This is a genomic window from Sporosarcina ureae (genome assembly GCF_002101375.1).
GTDB lineage: Bacteria > Bacillota > Bacilli > Bacillales_A > Planococcaceae > Sporosarcina > Sporosarcina ureae_B.
Window position 1 is genome coordinate 342683 of sequence record NZ_CP015207.1, and the last position, 26387, is coordinate 369069.

Annotated in this window: 20 protein-coding genes and 1 pseudogene; 6 read left to right on the forward strand and 15 right to left on the reverse strand. The window is 35.3% G+C overall.

Annotation, left to right across the window (positions count from 1 at the left end):
* Window positions 1-106 precede the first annotated feature (106 nt).
* Genes SporoP8_RS01665 through SporoP8_RS01675 form a run of 3 tightly spaced genes read right to left on the reverse strand, consistent with a single transcriptional unit; the run spans window position 107 to window position 2651 of the window.
* Entirely contained in the window at window positions 107-568 is a 462-nt protein-coding gene (locus SporoP8_RS01665) for a hypothetical protein (RefSeq protein WP_085130912.1), read from the reverse strand.
* Window positions 569-609: 41 nt separating this feature from the next.
* On the reverse strand, window positions 610-1860 hold the full coding sequence (locus SporoP8_RS01670; protein WP_085130913.1) for a replicative DNA helicase: 1251 nt from the start codon (window positions 1858-1860) through the stop codon (window positions 610-612).
* Entirely contained in the window at window positions 1857-2651 is a 795-nt protein-coding gene (locus SporoP8_RS01675) for a conserved phage C-terminal domain-containing protein (protein WP_198166048.1), read from the reverse strand. Before SporoP8_RS01675 ends, SporoP8_RS01670 begins: the two co-directional genes overlap by 4 nt.
* A 527-nt stretch (window positions 2652-3178) precedes the next feature.
* Here SporoP8_RS01675 and SporoP8_RS01680 point away from each other — a divergent pair.
* Together SporoP8_RS01680 and SporoP8_RS01685 are read left to right on the forward strand one after the other, a co-directional pair.
* The gene (locus SporoP8_RS01680; RefSeq protein ID WP_085130915.1) at window positions 3179-3586 is read left to right on the forward strand and encodes a DUF4181 domain-containing protein; all 408 of its coding nucleotides are present in this window, start codon (window positions 3179-3181) and stop codon (window positions 3584-3586) included.
* A 412-nt stretch (window positions 3587-3998) separates the two neighbouring features.
* Window positions 3999-4535 (forward strand): annotated as a pseudogene (locus SporoP8_RS01685) (DUF1572 family protein).
* A gap of 411 nt (window positions 4536-4946) precedes the next feature.
* Here SporoP8_RS01685 and SporoP8_RS01690 read toward each other — a convergent pair.
* The 12 genes from SporoP8_RS01690 to SporoP8_RS01745 form a co-directional block, all read right to left on the reverse strand.
* A complete protein-coding gene (locus tag SporoP8_RS01690; protein ID WP_198166049.1) occupies window positions 4947-5231 on the reverse strand; it encodes a helix-turn-helix domain-containing protein in 285 nt (94 codons plus the stop codon).
* A gap of 226 nt (window positions 5232-5457) precedes the next feature.
* Window positions 5458-6669 (reverse strand): CaiB/BaiF CoA transferase family protein, encoded by a 1212-nt coding sequence (locus SporoP8_RS01695; protein WP_085130917.1) that lies wholly within the window; start codon window positions 6667-6669, stop codon window positions 5458-5460.
* A 1092-nt stretch (window positions 6670-7761) separates the two neighbouring features.
* The gene (locus SporoP8_RS01700; RefSeq protein ID WP_085130918.1) at window positions 7762-9090 is read right to left on the reverse strand and encodes a (Fe-S)-binding protein; all 1329 of its coding nucleotides are present in this window, start codon (window positions 9088-9090) and stop codon (window positions 7762-7764) included.
* Window position 9091: 1 nt separating this feature from the next.
* Window positions 9092-10510, reverse strand: coding sequence for an FAD-binding oxidoreductase (locus SporoP8_RS01705; protein ID WP_085130919.1), 1419 nt, complete (start codon window positions 10508-10510; stop codon window positions 9092-9094).
* 105 nt (window positions 10511-10615) lie between these two features.
* Entirely contained in the window at window positions 10616-11593 is a 978-nt protein-coding gene (locus SporoP8_RS01710) for a 5-oxoprolinase subunit C family protein (protein ID WP_232319187.1), read from the reverse strand.
* Entirely contained in the window at window positions 11569-12300 is a 732-nt protein-coding gene (pxpB, locus tag SporoP8_RS01715; protein WP_085130921.1) for a 5-oxoprolinase subunit PxpB, read from the reverse strand. Before pxpB ends, SporoP8_RS01710 begins: the two co-directional genes overlap by 25 nt.
* 498 nt (window positions 12301-12798) lie before the next feature.
* The gene (locus SporoP8_RS01720; protein ID WP_085130922.1) at window positions 12799-14223 is read right to left on the reverse strand and encodes an NAD-dependent succinate-semialdehyde dehydrogenase; all 1425 of its coding nucleotides are present in this window, start codon (window positions 14221-14223) and stop codon (window positions 12799-12801) included.
* A gap of 208 nt (window positions 14224-14431) precedes the next feature.
* Complete coding sequence (locus tag SporoP8_RS01725; RefSeq protein ID WP_085130923.1) at window positions 14432-15388, reverse strand: ornithine cyclodeaminase family protein; 957 nt, start codon at window positions 15386-15388, stop codon at window positions 14432-14434.
* Between the two features lie 22 nt (window positions 15389-15410).
* Window positions 15411-16682 (reverse strand): TRAP transporter large permease, encoded by a 1272-nt coding sequence (locus SporoP8_RS01730; RefSeq protein ID WP_085130924.1) that lies wholly within the window; start codon window positions 16680-16682, stop codon window positions 15411-15413.
* A 16-nt stretch (window positions 16683-16698) separates the two neighbouring features.
* Entirely contained in the window at window positions 16699-17196 is a 498-nt protein-coding gene (locus SporoP8_RS01735) for a TRAP transporter small permease (RefSeq protein WP_158232340.1), read from the reverse strand.
* A 401-nt stretch (window positions 17197-17597) separates the two neighbouring features.
* Window positions 17598-18674 (reverse strand): TRAP transporter substrate-binding protein, encoded by a 1077-nt coding sequence (locus SporoP8_RS01740; RefSeq protein ID WP_085130926.1) that lies wholly within the window; start codon window positions 18672-18674, stop codon window positions 17598-17600.
* Between the two features lie 751 nt (window positions 18675-19425).
* Entirely contained in the window at window positions 19426-20628 is a 1203-nt protein-coding gene (locus SporoP8_RS01745; RefSeq protein ID WP_085130927.1) for a sugar diacid recognition domain-containing protein, read from the reverse strand.
* Window positions 20629-21249: 621 nt separating this feature from the next.
* Here SporoP8_RS01745 and SporoP8_RS01750 point away from each other — a divergent pair.
* The 4 genes from SporoP8_RS01750 to SporoP8_RS01765 are packed head-to-tail and all read left to right on the forward strand — an operon-like array spanning window position 21250 to window position 26268.
* On the forward strand, window positions 21250-22416 hold the full coding sequence (locus SporoP8_RS01750) for an NAD(P)/FAD-dependent oxidoreductase (RefSeq protein ID WP_085130928.1): 1167 nt from the start codon (window positions 21250-21252) through the stop codon (window positions 22414-22416).
* A 19-nt stretch (window positions 22417-22435) separates the two neighbouring features.
* Window positions 22436-24133, forward strand: coding sequence for a thiamine pyrophosphate-dependent enzyme (locus tag SporoP8_RS01755; RefSeq protein ID WP_085130929.1), 1698 nt, complete (start codon window positions 22436-22438; stop codon window positions 24131-24133).
* Window positions 24134-24150: 17 nt separating this feature from the next.
* Window positions 24151-25458 carry an aspartate aminotransferase family protein gene (locus SporoP8_RS01760; RefSeq protein WP_085130930.1) on the forward strand — a complete coding sequence of 436 codons (1308 nt, stop codon included), beginning with the start codon at window positions 24151-24153 and terminating at the stop codon, window positions 25456-25458.
* Between the two features lie 24 nt (window positions 25459-25482).
* On the forward strand, window positions 25483-26268 hold the full coding sequence (locus SporoP8_RS01765) for an SDR family NAD(P)-dependent oxidoreductase (RefSeq protein ID WP_085130931.1): 786 nt from the start codon (window positions 25483-25485) through the stop codon (window positions 26266-26268).
* The last annotated feature ends 119 nt before the right edge of the window (window positions 26269-26387 follow it).

Sequence of the window (26387 nt, forward strand, 5' to 3'; positions counted from 1 at the left end):
AGAGATCCAGCTCATCTTCTCCAATGAAGATAGCTGGATTTAAACATGGCTTGTGAAATACAGAACGTGTAGTACGTGCTATGTTCACACCCATCTCTCCTCTCGCTTATACACGATGCACCAAACGCTTCCCTGCCTCCACATGCCCCACATACACCGGAAACTGCACCATACGCTTTCGATACTCGTACAAACTTTCTTCTTTTCCCGATTCAGCAAATGTTAATAAATTCGGCATCAATCGATCAGCGTGCGTGACCTTCACACCGGTCTCCCGAAATGTTTCGCTATGTAACTGATAAGCATCCGCCTCTTTCTTACCGAGATAAAATGCATACCAATTCGGTTGTGTACTTTTCACGACAAAGAGCTTGATTTCCCCAATACGCAATGTGTTCTTTTTCATCGATTGCTGGATTGCTTCCTCGTCGAACTTAATTTTTTTTAGTTTTTTGCTATCTTCATCCATGCAAATCTTTTGATTCGTAATCGCCCAGAAGATACTGTGAGCAGTTAAGGACATATCGGTATCAACTGCGTAATCAAATAATTCTTCAACTGTAATCATACGTACACTCTCCTTTAGTGGGGCAAAATATTTAGAACGGTTCAGGACATTGAAGCGAGTCGGCCATTGTCTTTGTTGTAGTAAACAGTGCAGCCACCGACTGGACCGTTACGGTGCTTGGCAACCGTGATTTCGAGAAGGTTATTGAGTTCCGATTCTTGATTGTAGTAATCATCTCTGTAGAGGAAGCACACAACGTCGGCGTCTTGTTCTATGTTGCCGGAGTCTCGTAGATCGCTCATCATCGGTTGCTTGTCCTGGCGTTGTTCGACTGCTCTGGAAAGCTGAGACAGGACGACAACAGGGCAGTTAAATTCTTTTGCCATCGCTTTTAAATCTGCGCTAATTTGGCCAATTGCTTGGTTTTGGTTATTCACTCTTTCTTCTGGTTGGATGATCTGCAAGTAATCAACGAAAATAATCGGTCGCTTGTCCGGTTGTGCTTTAATGACTCTGCGGGCAGTGGCTTTTATTTGACTCACTTTTATTCCACTTCTGTCGTCGATACGGATTTTAGCGCTTTGCAGATGCTCGAGTGCTGTCATCCATGTATTCTTTTGTGTGTTATCAAAATGTTTATATGGATCGCGCATCTTTAATCGACTATATCCACCCGCTGTCGATATCAGACGGTCGGTCATCGTTTTACGGCTCATTTCGAGTGAAAAGACGATCGATAAATGATCGTTTAATCCGGCAGTCAGCGCGAGATGATTGAGTGTATCCGTCTTCCCCATAGAAGGTCTTGCAGCGATGACAATGAATTCACTGTCTTGGAATCCGTTCAGCAGATAATCCATCGGCTGTAAGCCTGTGCTAATTCCTGTCATCTCCGGTCCTTCGATGAATGGGCGTTCGTACTGTGCCACCAGGATCTCGTCGAGTAACAGCGAATCATCTGACGTGTAATCGGTATCCAGTTTTTCTAACTCTTTAAAAACATCATTAAGTTCCCACTGTTCGACCTGTGCTTGCTGTAAGATTCTCTCCATCTCGCGTTTTTTCCACTTTGTAATAACCATTTCCAAATACTCGTCAAAGCGCGCGGGGTTGGCAAAGCGACGTAATTCCGATACGTAATTGGCCCCACCAAGTTCTGCCGGTTCCCGTGTCGTCAGCAAGGTGATGAAGTCGATTGGGCGTCCGTTGTTAGCTAATTCCTTCATGGTAAGATAAATATTTTTGTGCAGCTGTGTCTCAAAGAATGCTGTCTGAATCCCACTGTCCAAAACCAAATAATTTTCCTCCATCATCGTACCGAGAAGACTTTTTTCCATTAGTTCACTATTCATACGTGTTCATCCCCTTTATTGAAATCCAGCACTGGTAGAGCGAGCAAACGCTTTTTCGGCTTCTGCATTACAGCTAGTTCATTGATATAGTTTTCAAAATTCGTTGCGCTAAATAACGTCGATGGCCGCAGGAAGCGGTTGAATTCAGCATGGTTCATCCACTGTGACACTTTGAGATCGATGACTTTCATGAAATCCTCTTGCGTATAGCCCTCTTTCACTCTGCCAGCGATGAACTTCTTAGTAGTTGTTGAAGTGATTTTGAATTGCTTTCCGGTTTGATCATTCAAATACTGAATCACACTATGTGCGACGTCGAGATTCATCTCGACTTGGTCTTTATTCTTTATTTTTAAAGATTCTTTAAGTTCTTTGGTTATTGGCTTGCCCAAATCTGCCACGTGGACTTGCTTAACTTCACCAGGCGCACTTGGCGCTTCTGAGCAAGTGACTTGCCCATGTTCGAATGTACTTTCAGGCAATCTAGTATAGTCGATTCGATACCATTTTGTGTTGTCGATCTTCATCCGGTTGTGATGATGTGCTGAAATGAGATAGCCCTTTTTTTCAAGATCATAAATAATACGTCTAATCGTGTTCGACGACCAGAACGTAAATTCTTTAGTCCAGTCATCATACGTTTTATAGATCCACCTATGGCCGTCCCGAACGTTCTTGGATATAAGCGAGCGAAAATGTACTTGTTGCATAAATAGTGCTCCATTGATTCCTACTAAGTGTACGAGCGACGGTAGTAGCGGTATGGACTCTTCTTCAATTAATAATTTCATTTGGTTTCTCCCCTTGTAGATAGGTAGTAGATGAGTGCTCACTTTGCACTTCTCATACTCCATATAGAGAGTTTTTCAGAAAAGGATACTGATTTTAAAAATAAATTTTACATACGCTAAAAAAGAGTGGCAGTATAGCTCTCCACCCCTTGCAAATTATGTATTTTTACACATACATCGCATAATTGATTTGATAGCATTTCGAAGTAGAATCAGGTATGCCAAGCGTTCTTTTCCATCCATAATGCAGTCGTTTTCATGTATGGTTTCGTAGCCGTTTGATGCATATCCACTTCCCCCTCGATTTATATTGCTTGCTTCATAGGGTATATAGAGTGATTTCCGGTTATGGATACACCACAATCGAAACTAACTAGTATACGGTTGAGCTAGAGGCTATATTTCGTGATGATTCTTAATTTTTTAGTAGACTCTGGATATCTTTGGTATAATTATGAAAAGAAAGGATACTGATGAGTAGAATGAAGGGAAGAATAAAAAGTGGTTAATAGAAGAGGAGGAGTTGTGTGTTCTGGTTAAAACTCGGGTTGATTCTGGTATTTGTTTTTGCTCTTATTTCACTAGTTAAGTTTCTTCTAAGGAGGCTACTTAAAATTGAAAAAGTAAAGAAAAAGTTTTTTTCGTATAATCATATAAATGAATCGCATCGAAAAATCGATAAATTTTTGCGGATTTTTTCTACGATTAGCCTAATCACTTTATATTCTATGCTGTTGTTTTATAGGGAGGAGTTACTTTACTTGTTTTTCTTCGCAATGGTGGGTTTTGCGATCCTGGATTATTTGATAAGAGCCTTTTTCGAGTGGAAGTACACACACGATCCAAAACAATCTATTTTGACTGTAACGGAAATGCTTATAATAGTAGCGACCATTATCATCGTGGTTCAATTTAACTTACTTGGTCCCTATTGAACGAAGCACTTCATAAATGAATAAGAATCCTATTTATGGTAAATGCACAATGAAACAAAGTCTTGTTGAAAAAATCATTCCATTTAGCACATAGAAATTGCATGTATTAGAATGAGGAAAAGCGAGGTTTTACATATGAATGACAAGTGGTACGGGCTATATGCCTTGATATTGGGAATTGTATCATTTTTCACAGGAGAAATTGTCACTTTCATAATGCTCGGGTTTATATTAATAGCATTAATGAACATCAACACAACCCTGAAAATGAATGTCAAAAAAGACCAGGATCAGAGTGACAAAGGCGAATGAATTATCTTTTAAATTGCTTCCAAGGCGTTTCATTAACGGAAGTGACTGTACTTATTAAATAAAAAGACCATATTGTTGTACAAAACGAGGGGATATATTTATGAATCTCGGCAATGAATATTTGATGATTATACAAGAATGATTTCAAAGCGTTAAACATCTTGGAAATCAAACAATAAGCCAATTATTAGAGATAGATATACACTGGAAATTAAATGATGCATCAAATAGTATCGCTATTATTGTAAAGCATTTAAGTGGCAATATGGTATCTAGATGGTTTGATTTTTTGACAACAGATGGGGAGAAACCTTCTAGACATCGTGATCAGGAATTTGAGGATGACATTGCTTCAAAGTGGGAAATGATAACTATATGGAATAACGGTTGGAATACTTTTTTTGGTACATTGAATGGATTAGAATGCCAAGATTTATTAAAAAATGTAACCATTCGGGGTGAGAAACACACTGTACTAGAAGCAATCGAAAGACAAATGGCACATTATGCTTATCATGTTGGTCAAATTGTTTATATTGGAAAAGAGATAAAAGATGGGGACTGGGAAACTCTTAGCATCCCAAAAGGAAAGTCAGAGGAGTATTTACATCGGAAATTTAAAAAACATCAATCTTAAAACTTAAGCGTTTTGTTCTGATAATGATTCACACTAAGGTAAACCATCTAAAGCTTTCGGGCAATGCCCATTCTGCACTATATGATTCTTTGTAGAAACTATTATTTTTTTGTTCTCTGAATCAATTTCACTAAAAATGAATACAGAATTAAGATAAGAATGAATAAAATGATCGGAGTTAACATATCCACTTTCCCTTTGGATTGTTGCGTTTGATACTGTTTTTCTTCGCAGTATGGGCAAGTCTATGTTTCGAACGTGCCATAAGTTTAAATCTATATAGTTGAAAAGGGTTTTAGTGGACACTGTAGGTCGGTTCTTACAATTGTCTTGCAGGCTGAAAAACCGACGACTGCCTCTGGTGACCAGTCCTGATCTATGATTTTTTCACACGCGAAATCAAAAAAACACTCACGACAAGCAACTTACTTTTCGCGCGCATTGGAGTCGATTACGTTCATATATAGCCTGTCCCGTTTCAGCGAAATAGGCTGTATAGGGTGTGCGTCCAGTTTGAAGTTGAGTCGTGGTTACACGCTCTAATTCATTAGCAATGGTTTGATGAACGCGTCCTATGCGTCTATCGATCTCTCGGTTGGAATGTCTTTCCTTGTGAAGCGCCTCGATTTGACCGCGTTCAAAAGGTGACAAGTGTTTATCTTTACGGTCTTGTATAGTATTCTCACGTTGTGCCACTATAACACTCCCTCTCATTGTTTGTTTCGCAATTTCAATGATACACGAAATTTTATAGTGGCATTATTTTATTTGAACTTAGGGGGCTAACTTGGTTGTAGAATTGGCCAATTATTAAAAAGCAGTAAACTTAACCAAGCCACTACAAAATAAAATAAGTTCTTTTTCAAGATTCCTAATAATTGTAGAAAACAGAAGTGAGCGGCTTGAAATGGGAGTAGATATTTTAAATATTTGGTTTAGAAAAACCACCTATTACTAGGCGTTCTTTTAATCCTTTAATCTCATCAGTAGTATACCCCAATTCCGCCATTACTTCTTCTGTATGCTCACCTAACAACGGGGGATACCTTGTTAAAGTTGCAGGAGTGTCTGAAAGCTTAACAGGAAATCCTGGTATTTTTAAATTATTTACTATAGGATGCTCAACATCCAATACCATTTCTCTTGCTTTAACCTGGGGATGTTCAAGGACTTGATCTAAAGTATGGATTGGTCCACATGGAACTCCCACTGCTTCTAGTTTCTTAATTATCTCCTCGTTCGTTAATTTTGATAACCTTTCACTGATAATTGGAATCAAATCGTTTCTATTATCTACTCTATCGCTATTTGTTTTATATTTGTGATTATTATATAGATCTGTCCACCCCAAAGAATCACAACATTTCGCCCATTGACCGTCATTCCCAACAGCTAAAATAATATCTTGATCCTTGGTTTTAAAAGATTGATAGGGAACAATAGATGGATGACTAGATCCCATACGTCCTGCTAGTTTTCCTGTGGCGAAAAAGCCAGTTGCCATATGATTTAAAAGTGAGATTTGACCATCTAACAAACTTACATCAATAAACTGGCCTTTATCTGTCTGGCCCCGAGCCAAAAGAGCAGTCAAAATACCATAAGCCGCGAACATTCCTGTCGTCAAGTCCACAATCGCCATTCCAGCTTTAGCGGGTGGCCGATCAGCATCTCCAGTAATACTCATTAAACCACCGAAACCTTGCAGAAGTAAATCATACCCCGCTTTACTTTTTTCTGGACCCGTACGACCAAAACCTGATATTGAGCAGTATACTAGACGGGGGTTAATTCTTTTAATCTCTTCATAGCCAAATCCTAACTGATCCAGGGCACCCGTACGGAAATTCTCAAGTAGAACATCAGCTTCTTCTACAAGTTTATAAATAATCTCTTTGCCTTCGGGCGATTTCAAATCAATTGTAATACTTCTTTTGTTACGATTTGTAGATAGAAAGTAACAACTTTCCCCATTCCATGTTGGGGGCGTAAAATATCTTGATTCATCTCCCTTTCCTGGTTGTTCCACTTTTATGATATCTGCACCCATGTCTCCAAGCAACATACTACAATATGGCCCCGCCAATGTTCTGGATAAATCAAGAACTTTAATTCCATTCAGTGCTTGTTTCATCAAAATCCAACTCCTTTAATTGCTATTTTGATATCATATCGCTTGAAATTTTGTTTGTATTACTTTATTTTTTTATGAAAATTAAGCATTAATATCTACATAAAATAAAAAACAATAGGGTAAAAGATCAGATTCATCTCGCGTTAATCATTAACTGTCTAACTTTATGCAACACTAATGGCTTCTTATGTCCTTATTAGATTTCTTCCTCGAACTAAACATCTAACAACACTATCTCCAGTTCCAATAAGATCTTTTATAATAAAGACTGCAATCAATTCGGTTTAATTTTATATAGCGTTGCAACCAAGATAAAAGCTCACCAAACACTCAGATTCAGCCAAAACCCCTTATGAAAAAATTTGAAAGTGCACATAATAAGTCCTTTTTGTAAATAAAGGTCTACCTATCAGGAATAAAATGATTATTGCCACTGGATTTTACCACCCATATCATTCCTTTCCTACCGAACACCCAGGAACTTATTACGCTTTAGTATTGTATGGAAACAAACTGTCGGAACGCTTGTCAGTTTGGGAATAATACTGTTTTTAAAAGTAAAGGTTGCAAAACACTATGCGTTGATAACCACTTGACACGGAGCCTCTAAGGGATTAAGTTCCAAGCCGGGTAACCAAGCAATACGTGACCGGTTTTCCCGGCAAAAACTATCACACCCCCACTCCAAGTAAAGTGAAAAAATAATATTCTTTCATTTTGCACTATACATCGCCAATAAAAAAGTTCTTCACTCATTCGTGCTTTTTGAATTTTAACTATGGTCAAATTATGTTCGCTTCTATATAAAACACAATAGAGTCGGTTTTCCTCAAATAAGCGTAAAATCCATGGAATAGATCAATCTCCGGTGATGGAGTCTTCAAAGTAGAATAAAGGATTGCCCCTTACTAAGAAAAAGAAGAATGTGATGGGAACGATTGTTAACTTTTCTTCAGAAATGAAAACAGCAACCCTTGATACGTTAATCGTACGAAGGAGATGCTGTATTTTGAAATGTATTGTTTGGATAGGCCCTATAGTTGATAACTGATATACCTTGCTATAATATTACTTAAACGATTTCCTACTTTATTAATTTATTCCACATGCTTCTGCTATTACTTCCATTAAATGAAGTCCTTGCATTTTATTCTTACTGCCACTACGTTCAATTCCTAAACGCATTTGTAATAAACACCCCGGGTTTGTGGTAACAATTGTACTTGCTTCAGTTTTTATTACGTGTAACATTTTCTCATCTAGTATTTCCATCGATTCTTCAAAGTGCAGTAAATTATATATTCCACCGGATGCACAACATAAATGACTGTTTTTTAGTTCTACAAATGTGGCTCCTGGAATTGACTTTAATAATTTTCTAGGTGGATCAATGACTCCTTGAACATTTCGTAAATGGCAAGAATCTTGATAGGTGATAACACCTCTCCATTCTTTTTCATATGGAATTTCGTCAATTTCAGCCAATACTTCAGTAATATCTCTCGATCTAGCAACGAATTTGTTTGCACGATTCTTCCATTCAGGTTCATCAGCAAGTAATTTATCGTATTCATATAACATCGCACCACAACCACCAGCATTGTTAATCAAATAAGTGACACCTAGTTCTTCAAATGCTTCGATATTCTGTTTTGCCAATTTCTTTGTTGCATCTACTTCACCTTGATGACTATGTAGTGCACCGCAACAAGTTATATTTTGAGGTATTACAACTTCAATTCCACATTTTTGTAGTAATTCAATAGATTGACGATTAATTTTTGACATAACTGCATCCATTATACAACCTGGAAAAAAAGCGACAATCATTTTCCTTTCTCCAACAGCTTTGTAATGCTCACCAAATTTATAACGTTTATTTGGCGATTCTACTTTTGGTAAAGCCCGTTCAAATTGCCCCATTGGTTTAGAAACCATTTCCATAATCTTAGTCTTTTGTGTTAATTTACTTAAACCTGATGATTGATAAAACCATAAAAAGCTTCCTGCTGTACGTAGATGTTTCTTTTTAGGGAATAAATTTTTCAGCATAGTTTGTAACAATTTATCTGGCATAGTATGCGATGATTTTGAAGCCTTTTTATTTTCAGCAATCACATTCAATGCCGATTCATAAATTTCACTATATGGAACGTTAACAGGACAAGCAACCTCGCACGCTCGACACCCTAAACATAATTCCATCGGTTCTTTTAAGTCATTTAAAATATCAATCTTACCTTCAGCTGCCATCTTCACTAAATTGATTCGTCCCCTTGGAGATTGTGCTTCATTACCCATCGTTAAATAAGTAGGACATACTGGTAAACAATAACCACATTGAACGCACATATTTGCAGCATCATAAGCTGATTCATACAATTTATTACTGTACTTTTTATCAATTTCATCTGTTTTCATGTTAAATTAACACCACCTTTTTTTGTCCTTCCTCCGGAAATATTTTTCCTGGGTTCAAAATGTTTTTCGGATCCCAAGCTTCTTTAATTTTTTTCATCATCAATAATCCATTTTCCCCCAGCTCTAAGGACATATAAGGAGCCTTTAATAAACCAATGCCATGTTCACCTGACAATGTTCCGCCTAATTCTATTGCCGCTTCAAAAATTTCACTAACCGCATCTTCTACACGCTTCATTTCTTCTACATTACGTATATCGGTTAAAATATTCGGGTGTAGATTTCCATCACCTGCATGTCCAAAAACAACTAAGTTTAATTTATACTTTTCCCTAATTTCACCGAGTCTTTCCATCATTTCAGGAATTTTACTTCTTGGCACTGTTGCGTCTTCAGATATTTTTGTAGGGCCTAATTGTGTTATTGCTGGAGAAACCATTCGTCTACTTTTCCAAATCCGCTCTCGTTCTTGTTCATTTTTGGCTACTTTTACACTTGTTGCATTAAATCGTTCACATACCTCTGCGCATTTATCAATTTCTTCCTGTATTGCAACTTTATATCCATCTACTTCAATAATTATAATTGCCGCTGCTTCAGTTGGTAAACCACTTGGCATATAATTTTCTACTGCAACTATACACGCATTATCCATTAGCTCCATGGCACTCGGTAATATTCCCGATGCCAATATATTCGTAATTGCTTTCCCAGAGTTAATCACTGAATCGAAAGATGCCAAAAGCGTTTTCCGATCAGCAGGCTTAGGTATAAGTCGAATTATTGCTTCTGTAATAACACCTAAGGTTCCTTCAGAACCAACAATAAGTCGTGTCAAATCATACCCAGTTACATTTTTTACTGTTTTTCCTCCAGTACGAATAATTTCTCCTGTAGGTGTAACAACTTCTAAACCGATTACATATTCTTTAGTTGTTCCATATTTCAAACCTTTGGGACCGCTCGAATTTTCCGATATATTACCACCAATTGTTGATACATGTGAACTACTTGGATCTGGCGGGTAGAAAAGACCAACACTTTCAGCTGCTTCATGAATTTCACTTGTAATAACACTTGGTGATACAATAGCTAATAAATTTTCTTGGTCTACAATAAGTTTTTTTTCGAATTGCGATATATCTAACATTACGCCGCCGTGTACCGCCAAAGAACCTCCGCTTAATGATGTAGCGGTTCCACGAGGATAGACTGGAAATTGATGTTCATTTGCTAACTTTAATAAAAATGAAACCTCTTCCTTGGTAGTGGCTTGTACGATAATGTCAGGTAAATATTCACCAAATGATGCATCAAAACTGTATGAGTAACGATTAGCTAAGCTATCCAGTATTCTTTCCCTTGGTATTTCTTGTTCTATAAGATTCAATAGCTCACTTGTAGATAGTCGATTCATCATACCACTCCTTGGAAATTGAATATTCGCTTTCTAATAAAATAAGTCTTATTTTCTTTTATTAAACAATAAACGATTGAAATAAAACTCAATTCCAACCGTTATACACTAATTTCTGGACAATAGTTTATTATTTAATTCAATATCGTATAACATTTTTTCAATCTTTCGATATTCATTTTGTGCCTCGTTAATATCACATACTTGAAATTTAATTTTATCGCCAGGTTTTTTCTGAGCAACATAGGGTATATCAGTAGTTATGACAACACCAATTTTTGTATAACCACCGGAAGTTCCGCAATCTGCCATGTGGATTATTGGATAACCATTACCTGGCACTTGAATTGTTCCCGGTGTTATAAAGTCAGATATTATATCAGCACCATCTTTATGGATTAATTGTTCACCCTCTAAACGATAACCCATTCGATCTGATGCATTTGATAAACTATATGTACCATTTGAAAAATTTTCAATGGACTTATTTACAAAACGTTCTATATGTGGACCTAATATAAATCTAATTGGACGCTCTTCACCAAAATCTGGGATGTCATTCGTTCGTAATCTTCTACCTTGTAATTGTTTTATATTAAAATCAGGTTTATTAAAATATAATTTGTCTCCTCTTTTTAAGGCTCTTCCCATATATCCACCGTAATGACCACGAGTAAACGTCGCACGACTTCCCATAACTACTGGAACGTTCACTCCACCAGCCAACGCGATATATGATCTACAACCTGAAATGTATTTACCGAAACTTAGTTCATCTCCTGCCTTCGCAAAAATAACTTTCCACATATCAATGCTCTTTCCATTCAATTTCGGGGATAAATTTCCGCCTGTAATAGAGAATGCAGTCTTCGTCTCGAATTTAATAGTAGGTCCCATCATCGTTATTTCAATTGCTGCATCATTTTCATCATTCCCTACTAAAGTATTAGCCAATCTAAATGAAAGCGCATCCATTACACCTGATACTGAAACACCATAAATTCGATAATCTCGTCTTCCAAGATCTTGAACTGTCGTTAATAATCCGGGTTTCAAGATATTTACATATTCCAATTGCGATTCCACTCCTTCTCCTTCTCTTTATCCCAGGTTTTAACAAAATCTGAACTAACAGGTTCTAACTTTACATAATCCCCTGCACTTAATAACCCAGGAGGTAAATGATGTGGATTAAAAACTTCCATAGGAGTCCAACCAACTATATGCCATCCAGATGGTGCATCCATAGTGAATATTCCTACCTGTTTATCAGCAATTTGAACTGTACCTTTTTTCACACTCATACGAGGATTGGAACGCCGTTTAAAACGCAATTTTTCATCAATATTACCGCAATAAGGATATCCAGCTATGAATCCAATCATATATACATAATAGCTTTTACTTTGTAACTTTTTAATTACTTCGGTCGATGTCAGATCTGATCTTTCAGCAATTTCATCTATATCTAATCCATATTCACCGCCGAAGGCTACTGGAATATGAACTGTTTTACTTTCTATTTTTACATCATCGGATATGTCTTTCTCGATTTTTTTAAATTCCATAATCAGTTCATCGTATTTGATGATTACCGGATTGTATACGATTGTTAAATTGTTATATGCCGGTAATAGTTCCATAACTCCTTTAATGTCCTGTTTTTTAATCATATATAAAAATGATTGTATTTTTCTACTTACATCTATACTTATAAAGTTTTCAAATTGTGCCACAATCGCACGGTCACCCATGGGATAATAAGAAGGATATTGGTTATTTTCAATACTCATATTTTCACCTCTAAAATTCAGTCTTTAGTAGAATGTTGATTGATTTTTAACTTCATTTTCTAAAATCACATTATGTTTACAAGCATTTGATTTCGATTTCATGTAATGAAAAAATGTAGTTGTTTCTATTTTCAGACACCTTATCTTGTTTTAATTGTAAACCACCTATTAAGTTAAAAGATATTGACAATCTGTACGAAAATAGTTGTTCATAGTATCGTGAAACCGTACACTTTTAACAAAGATATTAAAATTGTGTCTTTAACTTGAATGAAACTCATAATTCCAAGCCCTTGTACACTACCGAGTAAGTGTACACAAAAAGTAAATACTTAGTAAGTATTCGGAAGAGATGTTCGTTTAAACAAATCTAACCGCATCATTGATATTTTGAAATATAATTTGTAAATGCTGTCTTTTTTCGCACTATAAAAAAGCAATTATGAAACTGACTTACCTATTAAGAGGACAGTTCATAAATGCAATTTATTTTATTACTTATAGGTTATACTTTATAGCAACTAACTTTTCTTCAAGATAAGCCTCTAGTCCTTGGTGTCCGCCTTCTTTGCCGACTCCACTCTCTTTAACGCCTCCAAAAGGACTTTGTACGACAAATGGAAGTGGATCATTTACACCTACCATCCCATACTCTAATGCTTCAGATACGCGAATGATTCGAGACATATTATCAGTGTATAAATATGAAGCTAAGCCATAGCTATCGTGATTAACCATATTCAAAAGTTCTTCTTCAGAATTAAAGACAATAATTGGAGCAACAGGACCAAATGATTCTTCAGTATATATATTCATTTGAGGTGTAACATTTGTTAATATTGTAGGATTAACAAAGTTTCCATTATCTTTTTCAGCTTCAGATAGCTCCATTTTATTTTCGAATTTATGGGCTCCTTTATTTACAGCATCTTCTATTTGTTTTTTAACTAAAGTTACTGCATTTTGATCAATTAAAGGCCCAACATTCGTTTCTTCTTTGAGACCATTTCCTACTTTTAAATTTCTAACTTTATTTATAATTAACTCTGTAAACTTTTCCGCAATTGTATCTTGAACGTAAATTCGATTGGTTGAAGTACACATTTGACCAGAACATCTGAATTTAGTTGATAATAAGTCTTCGGTAGCCTGTTCGATATTGGCATCATCAAATACAATAAAAGGTGCGTGACCGCCAAGTTCCATCGAAATTCGTTTTACTGTTTTCGCCGATTTTTCCATAAGTAATTTTCCTACACCTGTAGATCCAGTAAACGTAATCTTTTTTACTTTTTTACTATCCATTAATACTTCAGTGAATTTAGATGAATTTGCCATTACGACATTAAATACACCTTTAGGCAAGCCAACTTCTTCAAATATTTTTGCCAGTTCTATTGTCGATTGTGGTGATTTACTTGAAGGCTTAATAACAAGTGTGCATCCTGCCGCAATTGCAGGTGCTGCCTTACGTGCACCCATAGATAACGGAAAATTCCATGGAGTGATTGCTCCAACAACGCCAATCGGTTGTTTAATAACTAAAATTCTTTTATCATGTGAATCGGAAGGTATTGTTTCACCATATATTCGACGAGCTTCTTCGGCAAACCATCTAAAATATTCAATTGAAGATTGAACTTCACCTCTAGCATCCTTGATCGGCTTCCCCATTTCTTTGGTAATAACTTCTGCTAAAAACTCTTTCTTTTCCTCCATTTTTCTATAGACAGCTATCAAATAATTTGCTCTTTCTTTTGCGGAGATTTTCGACCATGTCTTAAATGCTTCATCCGCCGCATCAATCGCTTGCTGGACATGTTCTTCTGTTCCATTAGTTACCTCATAAGTAAATTCCCCAGTTGCGGGACTAGACATGCGTAATTTATCTTCAGTTTCAATCCATTGTCCATTAATATACATAGTAGTAATCCCCCTTCATATATTCCTTAGTTCATGACTTACTTATATAAGTCAATTTCATAATCGATCGTTTACAAAATTGAATTCCCATTTTGTTTTAGTCTTTTTAAATCGATTGGTGCTCGATTTCTAGTTTGTTGATAATTTGGTTCATCATCATATTAAAGGATTACATTTGTTGAATTCCGAATAGCTTTCATCTTACTTTTTAAAAACTTTCATATATTGATGCTGCACAGACTGTATCTAAAAAGCCTACTCCAACCGAATCAAGTAAAGTAATTTCTTCTTTGTTTTCACGACCTACTTTTTCACCTACAACAATATCTGCAAGTTCACTATAAATATTTTCGATCGACCATTCTCCCTTTTCATTGGGGATAACCAATCCACCTGCTTCTCCTTTAGCTCCTTCTAAAGTATCAACGATAACTTTATTCGCTTTTTTTAATGTTTCAACATCATATTCTTGTTTAGTTGGTTCACATGAACCAATTGCATTGATATGAGTTCCTGCATTTACATATTCCCCTGAAAAAACCGGTGTATTTGCCGATGTGCTTGAAACTATTATATCTGCTTTACTTACAGCATCGTTTGCAGAATCGACAATTAGTATTTCACCATTCCAATTAGGGTATTGCTTGGTAACCTTTTCTTTTAAATCAAATGCTTTGTTTTTTGTTCGGTTATAAAGATAAATTTTTTCAATGTCTCGAACCTCCATAATTGCAAGTATTTGACCAAAAGATTGAACACCACAGCCGATAACCGATAGAGTTCTCGCATCTTCTCTTGCCATATGTTTCGTTGCGACTCCACTTATTGCACCTGTTCTTAACATCGTTAAAGCTGATGCAGCAATATTTGCTACGTGTTGACCAGTTTTTGATTCTGATAACACAATAGTACTTTGGATCCTAGGAATGTTATATTCTTCATTACCAGGAAATATACTCGCAATTTTCACAGCAGAATAATTAATTTCTGGGACAAATGAAGGCATGTATAATGTATGTGCGCCATCCTCACCTTGATGCATAAGCGTTCTAAAAGGTATTACAATTTCAGATCTTTTCGAAAGTGCAAACGCTCTTTCAACATCCTCTATACACTGCTTCATACTATAATTTTTTAGTACATCTTCTTCACTAATAATTAACATAGGCATTCCTCCAGCAAAAAAGTTATTTTGTTAGTACAGTACTGAACCAGGGTACGTATATAAGTACAATTGTAGCTAAAACTAGCGCAATTAAATAAGGAACAGATCCCCTTATGACTGTAGTTACCTTTACTTTAAAGTGACCACTTAATACGAACAAACTAATACCAACAGGTGGCGTTACTTGTGAAATCATCATACATGCTACTGTAATTACACCAAAATGCACCGGATCATAACCTAATGCAAGAATTGTAGGGAAAACAATTGGAATAGTAATATATAAGATTGGTAATGCGTCCAAAAACATACCGAATATGATATATAGCCCTAAAATTGCTAGTAAAATAAGCCAACTCGGGACGCTTAACTCAGATACAAATTGAGTGATTTGAGCCGGAACTTGTATATACATTAATGCTGTTGAAAACAAAACTGCTCCACATAATAATAAGTAAATGACAGTCGTTGTTTTGATTGAAGCAATAAAACTTTTAATAATATTTTTCTTTTTAAAATCCTTACGATTAAAAATGTAACTAATTAGAAGTACGTAGACAACCGCAATTGCTGCTGCTTCAGTTGGTGTGAATATACCTAAATAAATACCGCCCAGTATGATAATCGGCATTAATAATGAAGGTAATCCATAGAGGAATGATTTGATAATTTCTTTCTTACTTGGTCTAACTTGTGACATTGGTTTTACTTTATATGTCAAAATAACAGCAGTAATAATCAATACGGTTGCAATAAATAGTCCAGGTATTATTCCCGCCATAAACATCATTCCGACATCTTGTTGAGTCATTGATGCATAAACAATCATATAAACACTAGGCGGGATCATTTGTCCTAAAGTACCAGAAGTTGCAACGATCCCCATACTTTGTTCTTTTGAATAACCAAGTTTGAGCATCTGTGGAACAACCATTGCCCCAACAGCTACAACCGTTGCGGCAGATGAGCCAGATAGCGCTCCGAAAATCACACAGGACAATACTGCGGCAGATGGCATTCCACCGGGTAAATGACCAACTAAGTTTGTAATGAATTTCAACATTCTTTTTGCCATTCCTAAATCAGTCATTAAATTACCTGCCAATAAAAAATACGGAATAGCCAATAAAATCCAACTGTCAGTTGCAATTAAATATTGCGACACAACAGTTTCAATAGGTAGACCTAAAAAACCAAAGAGTATTGTTCCCCCACTTATACTTAAACTAAGCCATATCGGAGCTCCTATAATTAAAAAAGCTAAAAATATAACTAGACCAATTAATATAATCATACGTAACCCCTACCTTCTATCTGTCGCTTATCGTTTTAATACCTTTTATTATTTCTAGTATTGAATAAAGTAATCCAATAATCATTCCAATTAAAATCGCTAGCGCTGGGACGAATAATAACATTCCACCGGATAAAGTTTTTATATTCATCCCTAGTAAAGAAAATGACCAGTTATATCCACCATAGATTAAAAAAGCAAATGTTAGAGCAAGGACTATATTAATTAGTAAATCAATATAAACCAAAACTTCTTCACTAAGTATTTCATGTAATGCACTCATTTTAATATGTTCATTTTGTCTAATTAATGGTCCCATATAGAAAAACACGCCATAAACAATCGTATAAATCGAAATTTCTGCTAAAATTTCGTGTGAAATTCCAAATGCATATCGCATTATCACATTTGAGAAAGCTAATAAAACACTAATTCCCAACATTGCAATAGCGAAGTATTCCAATAATTTATCTAAATTATCAGTTATTTTATCTAACACGTTTATTTTTTCCATATTTCTAACTCCTCTTTTATCCTCTACTATGCTTATTTTATTTACATTCATCCAGATCAGTGTAATTCGCTATACATATACATGATAGAAAGTAAACGTAAAGAATAAATTATATTACTTAAATAAATAAAAAATCCGTACCATTTTTTTAATATCAATCAAACTGTTGGATACGAATAAGTTACGTTCCTTTCAAAGTGACATTCATTCGTGCAATGTCCTGTATCTAGCGAAACCCATCAAATGTAAAACCTTCCTTGACTACTTTCGCTAGATACAGGAAATACAAAAAACAATATCATATCGAAAAAATACGTAGATAGGGTAGATTGGGAATCCCAATCTACCCTCTTCTTCAAGCTAATTCTTAGTTCAAAGTTATTTTATTGTATGATAATTATCTATTTCATTTCTTCTTTAATTCTTTCTGCTTCTTCAATAAATTCTGCCGCTCGCGGTTCAGTTTTTGCGTAACTATCGTACATGCCCTTTGTTGCCTCTTTCCAATCTTCAATTTCTTCATCTGTTGGATAGTAGGTTTTCACGCCATAATCACTTTCAAGCTTTTCGAAGACATCTTTGCCTTTTTCTCTTACTAACTTATCTGCATACTCTTCTAAGTCTCTGCCTGTTTCAACTAAAATTTCTTGTAGATCTTCTGGTAATGAATTGAACTTATCCATCGAAATCATTACTGGCATAACATAACTAATTAACGGATAAAGCGATTGGGTTTTAATTGGTAATTTACTGTCGTATACATATAATGGAACAATAACCATGCCATCTACTACGCCTTGTTGTAATGCTGTTGGTAATTCAGGTCCTGGAATTGATGTTCCGCTTGCCCCTACCAATTTTAAAGTCTCTGAAGCTATTGGGCCTCCTGGGACTCTAATTTTTAAACCTTTAGCACTTTCGGGGCTGGTGATTACTCTCTTTTCATCTCCGGTCCAAATAGTACCGTACATATCAGTGGAGCTCATTGAAAGTACTTTAACCCCTTTGGATTCCATAAGTCCAGCAATTTTTCTTCCACCATTTTCACTATCAATAAAAGCTTTCTTGTTGTCTAAATATACGTCGTTATCATTCGGGTCATAGTTAAATAGAAATGGTAAATCGAAGAAGTGCCAAATTGGATCGAAACTGCCGGCAATTGCTGAACTTGAGTGAACCATATCAGCTTGCCCTTGAAGCATGGCCGGAATTTCCTGATCACTCGGCATTAGCTGACCATCTGAATAGGTTTCAATTTTCAAACGTCCATTACTACGTTTTTGAACTTCCTCATCAAACCATTCAACATATTTATGGTGCATTGAAGCCTGTGGGTGTGAATGTACTAATCTTAATACATATTCTTCGTCATCATTTTCTTTGTTAACAGCAACTTTTTCTTTCTCGTCTTCGCCACCACAAGCCGTTAGTACTAACAATGCCATTGCTACGAGCAGTAAAAGTAATCTTCTTTTCATAAAATCCCCCCAAATCAGATTTTTTGAAAACGCTTTCTAAATTCACGCTATTTAGTCATTTACGTTTACAGCTTCAGTTTAATTCTTTTTCTTATTGATAGCTATTCACAATATATACAATCTTTGTTTCGAATTCACGTATAAATTTGTGCACTTTATACGTGGTCCTCAATTAGAAGCGTTAATATGTGATGATCCCTAAAATTTAGAGTTTTAAATTGTGCAGCTAATTCGCTGGTGTGAAGACGGTATTGTTCCCAACTCATGCCAGCCAATTTCTATTTGATTCGTTCGTTATTAGAATACTCAATATGTAATTCGAAATCTCGTTTAGTTCTTCGTACGTGCGCTTTGGGACTGAGATATAGTTCACCTCATCAGAACATTTACATTCCGTAATATGAGTCGTTCTACTTTCTTATGGATTGCTATAATTCCTTTATTTCTCAGTGCTTATTGAATTCTACGATAGCTATAACTTCTGTCGTTATCTTCAAATACAGACTGTCTTTTCATAAAGCTTAGTATATCTAGCTTAAATTGAAGAAAACAAACCTTTTTAGTTTTCTTTCTAGCCAATCCTTCTAAACAGTATTTCTTATAGACGTTTACTCAAATCAATATTTGTGTGTTAGCTTTCCCTTTATATTTTCTAGCTAACAAGTCGTATCCAATTCCCCATCAAAATATTCTTGAGCAATTATCATCTAAAATTCCACGCTATATTTAGCCATAAAAAACACCCCGAATGTTAGATTTTCACTCTACTTTCGGGGTGCACCTCAATAAGATGCTTTTTTATATATATATATAAAATAATACAATGATTAAAGTTATTAATATCAATATTTGTAATCATTTTTATTTGATTCATTCTATAGATCAATGAATTTCGATGAAGATGCAAACTACGGGCAGCGTCACTGAAGTTAAATTTACTTTCACAATAAATAAGAAAAGTTTCCGATAATACTTTAAAATTACTGTGATTGATAAATGTATCTAATGTAGAAGAAATACTCTCAAACTTTTTTTTAGGGAGGGAATTAATAATAATATTTAGCTTGCTTGAGAAATCGTTATAATTAAATAAGAAATGTTTTGGATTTGTTTTTTCATTTGACTCCATAGCTATAAGCGCATTGTTATATGATTTTTGTATTCCTTCAATACCACTACTTGGATTTCCTATAGCAATTTTTGCTGACACATTATATCGATTTAACAAAGTATCATTAAGCTGCTGTGCGTATCGTTCAATATCATTAAATAGTTTTTCGGTATCTTCACCGACAACTTTTAATATACAAAACTGTTCAAATGTAAGTCGACCCGTAATATCATGATGATTTACATTAAAGACTTCATTTATTGTTTCGTACAGTTGATCGTAAATTTGTAGTGATGGTTCCGTATTATCGTCGTTATTTTCTCGGCTAATTTGAATAATAATACAGATTCTTTCTTTATGCACGTTAAATCCCATCATATTGCCGTAGCGTGTAATTTGTTCGATGTTATTTCGTGAACTTTCATAGTTCAATATGTAGTGAATGAGAGTATCCACTGCATTTGATTGTAATGATTTCATTTCTTTCATCAAAGTTTCATGACAAATCATTTCAATATGATTTTTAACAAGTCGAATGTAGTTTGTTGTTTCAATGTCTTGGCCAGTTTTCCCAATTATTCCGACCGCCCCTAAAACTTGTCCATTTACAATAATCGGACCCGCTACCCCAGGGAAAATATCCGGATAATCTTTGACAGCCTCCTCATCAAAGAATGTTAATTTCTTTGTTTTAATAACTTCCGCTAAAAGAGAGTCGAAAATCCCAATACGACTATTATCATTTACTCCTATTAAATATCCATTTTTATCAGAAATAGTTACTGGGAAGCCAATTATTTTAGTTGTATCTTCTGATATTTTCTGTGCAATTTGTTCTAACATTGTAATATTCCACCTATCTTATGATTTCTATAGTGATCCTATTATTATTGGCTTCACATAAGCTGTGACTAAACTTTAGTTACTAGTTAAACAAATCGACAGCGAAAAAGGTAAATATTTAAATAAAGGTAGCACTGTTGTTTTAGTGGCTTTATACAAAATATAAGGAACAATTAATAGTTTCCATTTCTGATAGTTTTAAATTAATTTATATTATTAGATAAAGCACAGGTGCAAATCTAAATCATCATTTATGTGTCTATCTATCATTACACGAAGGCCTCAATCCCATTTAAAATATGAATAAAACAATAAGTGCACGAAAGATGGTGTTGTTAACTTTAGAATTTGGGATATATTACCTCTTTTACTCACTTATTACAACACTCTGTTCTATTATATATGACAAAACAATTAAAACAAATACATATTAAGCATTTTTTGTACAAGGTGCACTATAAAACCAAATCAATAGACTGAATTTTCGTAAAAAATGGTAATGGAATCTATCGATCTATTTAGAATACAATTAATGTGCGAAACTCTATAAGCAATTTATGTATTTGTAGAGGTGTCCAATTAAACAGGAAAATAAATTCTAAATATTTAGGAGAGATATCAATGTCAAATAACTACGATTTGATTATCGTTGGCGCAGGAATTATGGCATCCAGTTTAGCCTACAATTTGTACAAAGACGGTTATACCGGGAAAATCGCACTATTCGAAAAGGATAATAAATACGAATATTCCTCTACACCTAGAAGTGAAGGTGGAATTCGTCAAACTTTTAGTACAGAAGTTAACATTCGAATGAGTCAATATAGTTACCAAGTATATAAGAAATTTGAAGAGGAGATGGCATTCGATGGTGAGAATGCACAAATCAACTTCAATGAAAACGGTTACTTATATTTACTTGATAAAAAATCAATGCCAATCTTTGAAGATATTTTAAAAACACAAGAAACATTAGGTGTTAAAACAAAGTTTATGAATCAAAGGGAAACACAATCTTTTTTCCCTGAATTAAATGTTGAAGATTTGGTAGGGTCTGTATTTGACCCAGAAGCCGGAAATGCAGACCCGTATTCTGTATTACAAGCGTATATCAGGAAAATAAGAGAATACGGTGTTTCTTTTATATACGAAGAGGTTGATACAATTTTAACGGAGCGTAATAAAGCAATTGGTATTCAAACTACTAATGGTGATAAGTATTTCGCACCAATTGTTGTTAATGCAGCAGGCCCCTGGTCTGGTGATTTAAGTGCAAAAATCGGACTCGAAATTCCCGTAAAACCATTAAGACGTCAATTATTTTCAATTGATACCCAACTGAAATTCCAACATGAAATACCATTTACATTTGATCCGACCGGTCTACATTTCAGAAGTGAAAGATCAAAAGTAGTCGTTGGCTGGGCAAATGATGTTCCTTATGGCTACGACTTTAACCTTGAAAAGAGTTTTTTTGAAGAAGAAATTTGGCCTGTTTTAGCTACACGTTCATCTCATTTCGAACAACTTAAATTAGAAAATGGGTGGACTGGTTTATATGATTATAACTATATTGACCAGAATGCAATAATAGGTGGCCATCCAGACTTGGGTGGATACTTTATTGTATCAGGATTTAGTGGTCACGGATTCCAACATGCACCAGCCGCTGGAAAAGCGTTATCTGAACTGATTCGTTTAGGAAAGTTCGAAACAATGGATATATCTTCACTTTCAGTAGAGCGATTTAAAACAAATGAATTAGTAATTGAAACAGCAGTCTATTAAAATATAAAGGGTGAATAAAATGAAATTAACAGACAGACAGATAGCAGTTGATGTATTAGAAGATGAAGATGTAAATACAGTGAATCTAACAGGCGGTCAGTTAATAGTTGATGTATTGGAGAAAGAAGGCGTAACTAAGATCTTTGGTGTGCCAGGTGAAAGTTATTTAAACGTACTTGATGCAATTTATGAGCACCAAAACATTGAATATATTTCTACCCGACAAGAAGGTGGAGCTTCTTTTATGGCTGAAGGATATGCAAAGGCTTCAGGTAAGGTTGGAGTGTGTATGGCAACAAGAGGACCTGGTGCAACGAATTTATCGATTGGTATTCATACAGCACACCAAGATTCAACTCCACTTGTAGCATTAATTGGTCAAGTTGAACGTGAGTTTAGAGATCGTGAAGCATTCCAAGAAGTTGACTTCGTTGGTTTTTTCAGCCATCTATGCAAATGGACAGTAGAAATTAACCACGCAGATCGTGTTCCTGAGTTACTGCACCGCGCTTTCCATATTGCTCGTTCTGGTCGTCCAGGGCCAGTACTTGTTTCATTGCCAGAAGATATGCTCGATGACATTGTCACAAAAATCACACATCAAAAATTTAAATCGAGTACAATCTCCCCTGATAATTTGGCAGTTAATGAAGCTGCTAAATTAATTCAAGAAGCGGAACGTCCAATTATAATTGCCGGTGGTGGAATCGTATTGTCTGATGCAACTGAAATGCTAGTTAAGTTATCAGAGTTAACTCAAGCACCCGTTGCTTCAGCTTTTAGACGTTTCCATTCCTTTCCAAACTCCCATGATAACTATGTGGGATCATTAGGAATTGGCGCACGCCCAGACTTATTAAAATATATTAAAGATAGTGATTTAGTTATTGCTTTAGGAACTAGATTTTCACAAATGACGACATCTGATTATACATTACTAAATGAAAATTCAAAACTCATTCATGTCGATGCTTCTGAAGAAACATTAGGTAAAGTTTATACACCGACATTACCGATAGTCTCGGACGTAAAACGTTTCCTTGAAGAAATAGTAAAGGTAGTTTCAGAAAATAAAGACGAAAAAAGAAAGATTAATAAAGAAAAAATTCGTAATAATTACGTTGACTTTTCTACACCAAAATTGATTAAAAAAGAAAATTATGTTGATATGAACAGTCTAGTTCATCATTTATCTGAACAATTACCGAAAGATGCGATTATTACGAGTGATGCAGGTAACTTCTTCTCATGGTTATCACGTTATTACCGTTATGATGAAGGTGGTAAATATTATGGACCAACTTCGGGTGCTATGGGATATGGAATGCCAGCTGCAATTGGAGCTAAAATTGCGCATCCTGAAAAAGTTGTCGTATCGTTATCAGGTGACGGTGGATACATGATGACAATGCAAGACTTTGAAACAGCTGTTAGATACAATATTCCAATCGTTTCCATTGTCATTAATAATAATATTTTCGGGACAATTCGTACACACCAAGAGCGTAAATTTCCTGATAGAATGGTTGGTACTCAATTATCTAATCCTAACTATAAAGAAATTGCTGAATCGTTTGGTGGTTTTGGGGAAAGAGTTACCAATACAGATGAATTTGTTCCGGCATTAAAGAGAGCTTTAGCATCTAATAAGCCTGCTTTAATTGAAGTATTAACAGATCCGTGTATTTTATCTGCAAATCATGATCAAACGATTTAATAGTAAAGGAGATTATAATGAAATCGATAAATATAAAAACAGCAATACCTGGCCCAAAGTCGACTGACTTATTAAAAGAAAAAGAAGAATCTGTAGCAAGAGGAATCTCTACAGCTTACCCTATTGCAGTAGAAAAAGGTGTAGGGGCAGTTCTGACTGATATCGATGGAAATTCTTATATTGACTTAGCAGCGGGAATTTCTAGTTTAAATGTCGGTCATTCTCCAAAACCTGTAGTTGATGCATTAAAAAAACAACTCGATTTATTTATAAATCCTATTTTCAATGTAACGATGCATAAACCATATATTGATTTAGCTAAAAAACTAAATCAAATTGTTCCGGGTAATTTTCAAAAAAGGTCTGTTTTCTTTAATAGTGGAGCAGAAGCAATTGAAAATGCCGTGAAAATTGCTCGCCGGTATACAGGTCGCAAAGGAATAATATCTTTCGATCGTTCATTTCATGGCCGTACAATGTTAGCAATGACTTTAACTGGGAAAGTTAATTCAATTAAAAAGGGATTTGGTCCCCTAGCATCAGATGTCCATCATGCGCCCTACCCATATTACTTTAAAGATGAGCGTACAGATGAGCAGTTAGTTGATGAACTTAAACGATTGTTTCAAGTCTCGGTTTCTCCAGAAGAAGTAGCTGCAATTATTTTAGAACCTGTTCAAGGTGATGGCGGAGTTATCATTCCTTCAAAACAATTTATACAAGAAATTAGAGCTATCTGTGATCAATATGGTATTGTATTAATCGCAGATGAAATACAAACAGGATTCGGTCGTACGGGTAAAATGTTTGCTATGGAGCATTTTAACTGTACAGCTGATCTGACAGTAATGTCGAAGTCGATTGCTGCAGGTATTCCACTAAGTGCCATTACAGGCAAAAATGAAATCGTTAATTTCCCCGAGGTAAAAGAACTTGGGGGTACACTTAGTGGAAATACTTTAGGATGTGTTGCAGCATTAGAAGTTATTAAGTTGATAGAAAATGAAAACTTACTAGAGCGTGCAAATGAAATCGGACGATTTATTAAAGACAAACTTTCTTTCGAATCAAAACATATTGGTGAAATTCGTCATTTAGGAGCTATGATTGGAATTGAAATTGTATTAGATAAACAATCTAAAGCATCTCATCGTAGCTTTGTCAGTGATGTAGTAAATAAATGTTTTAAAAAGGGTGTTTTATTTATGAGAGCCGCGGATGGGGATGTTATCCGTCTCCTACCACCACTCGTTATAACTGATGATCAACTAAACGAAGCGATGTCTGTTATCGTAAATACCATAAAGGAACTCGAAGTTTTATAATAAACTAATGATGGGGTGAGATTAATGCGACTAGAAGATAAAGTGTCAATAATCACCGGGGGTAGCCGTGGAATTGGTGAAGCAATAGCTCAAATGTTTGGTAAAGAAGGTTCAAAGATTGTTATTGCTGACGTTAACGAAGATACCGGAAATGCCGCACTTGAAGGTTTGATGGCAGAAGGAATTGATGCAATTTTTGTTAAAACAGATGTTTCTAATGAAGAAAGTGTCATTAATCTAATGAATAGAACATTAAGTGCATTCGGTAGAATAGATGTTTTAGTTAACAATGCTGCAGTATCGATTAGAAAATCTGCAGAAGAGACATCATTAGATGAATGGCAAAAGGTCCTTGGCGTTAATTTAACCGGCGCATTTTTATGTTCAAAATATGCAGTTCCCGAAATGAGATTAAGAGAACGTGGGGCGATTGTTAACGTTGCTTCTTGGCACGCCGATAAAACGATCACTCGCTTTGCTGCCTATGCAGCTTCAAAGGGTGGTATGACAGCTTTAACACGTCAGATGTCACTTGATTGTGGTAAGGATAATATTCGTGTTAATGCAGTATTACCAAGTACAGTTGATACACCTATGTTGTATGAGACGATGAACAATTTACCTGATCCTGAAGAGGCATGGAAGCAAACGCTTGACTATCAACCTTTAGGAAGAATAGCAACTGCTGATGATATTGCTCATGCATGTTTGTTTTTGGTAAGTGATGAAGCCTCTTATATTAGTGGGCATTCTTTACGTGTAGATGGTGGAACTTATTCAAAAGTAGCAAGACCATTAATGTTCGATTAACCAATATTACTTAACTTCCGTACCGAATAAAACAACTTAATCTATTAGCTATACAAACTTTGTAGTTCTGCGAAAATGTCCTGTTTTTAATACAAGTATATAAGGAAGCTGAGTTAACC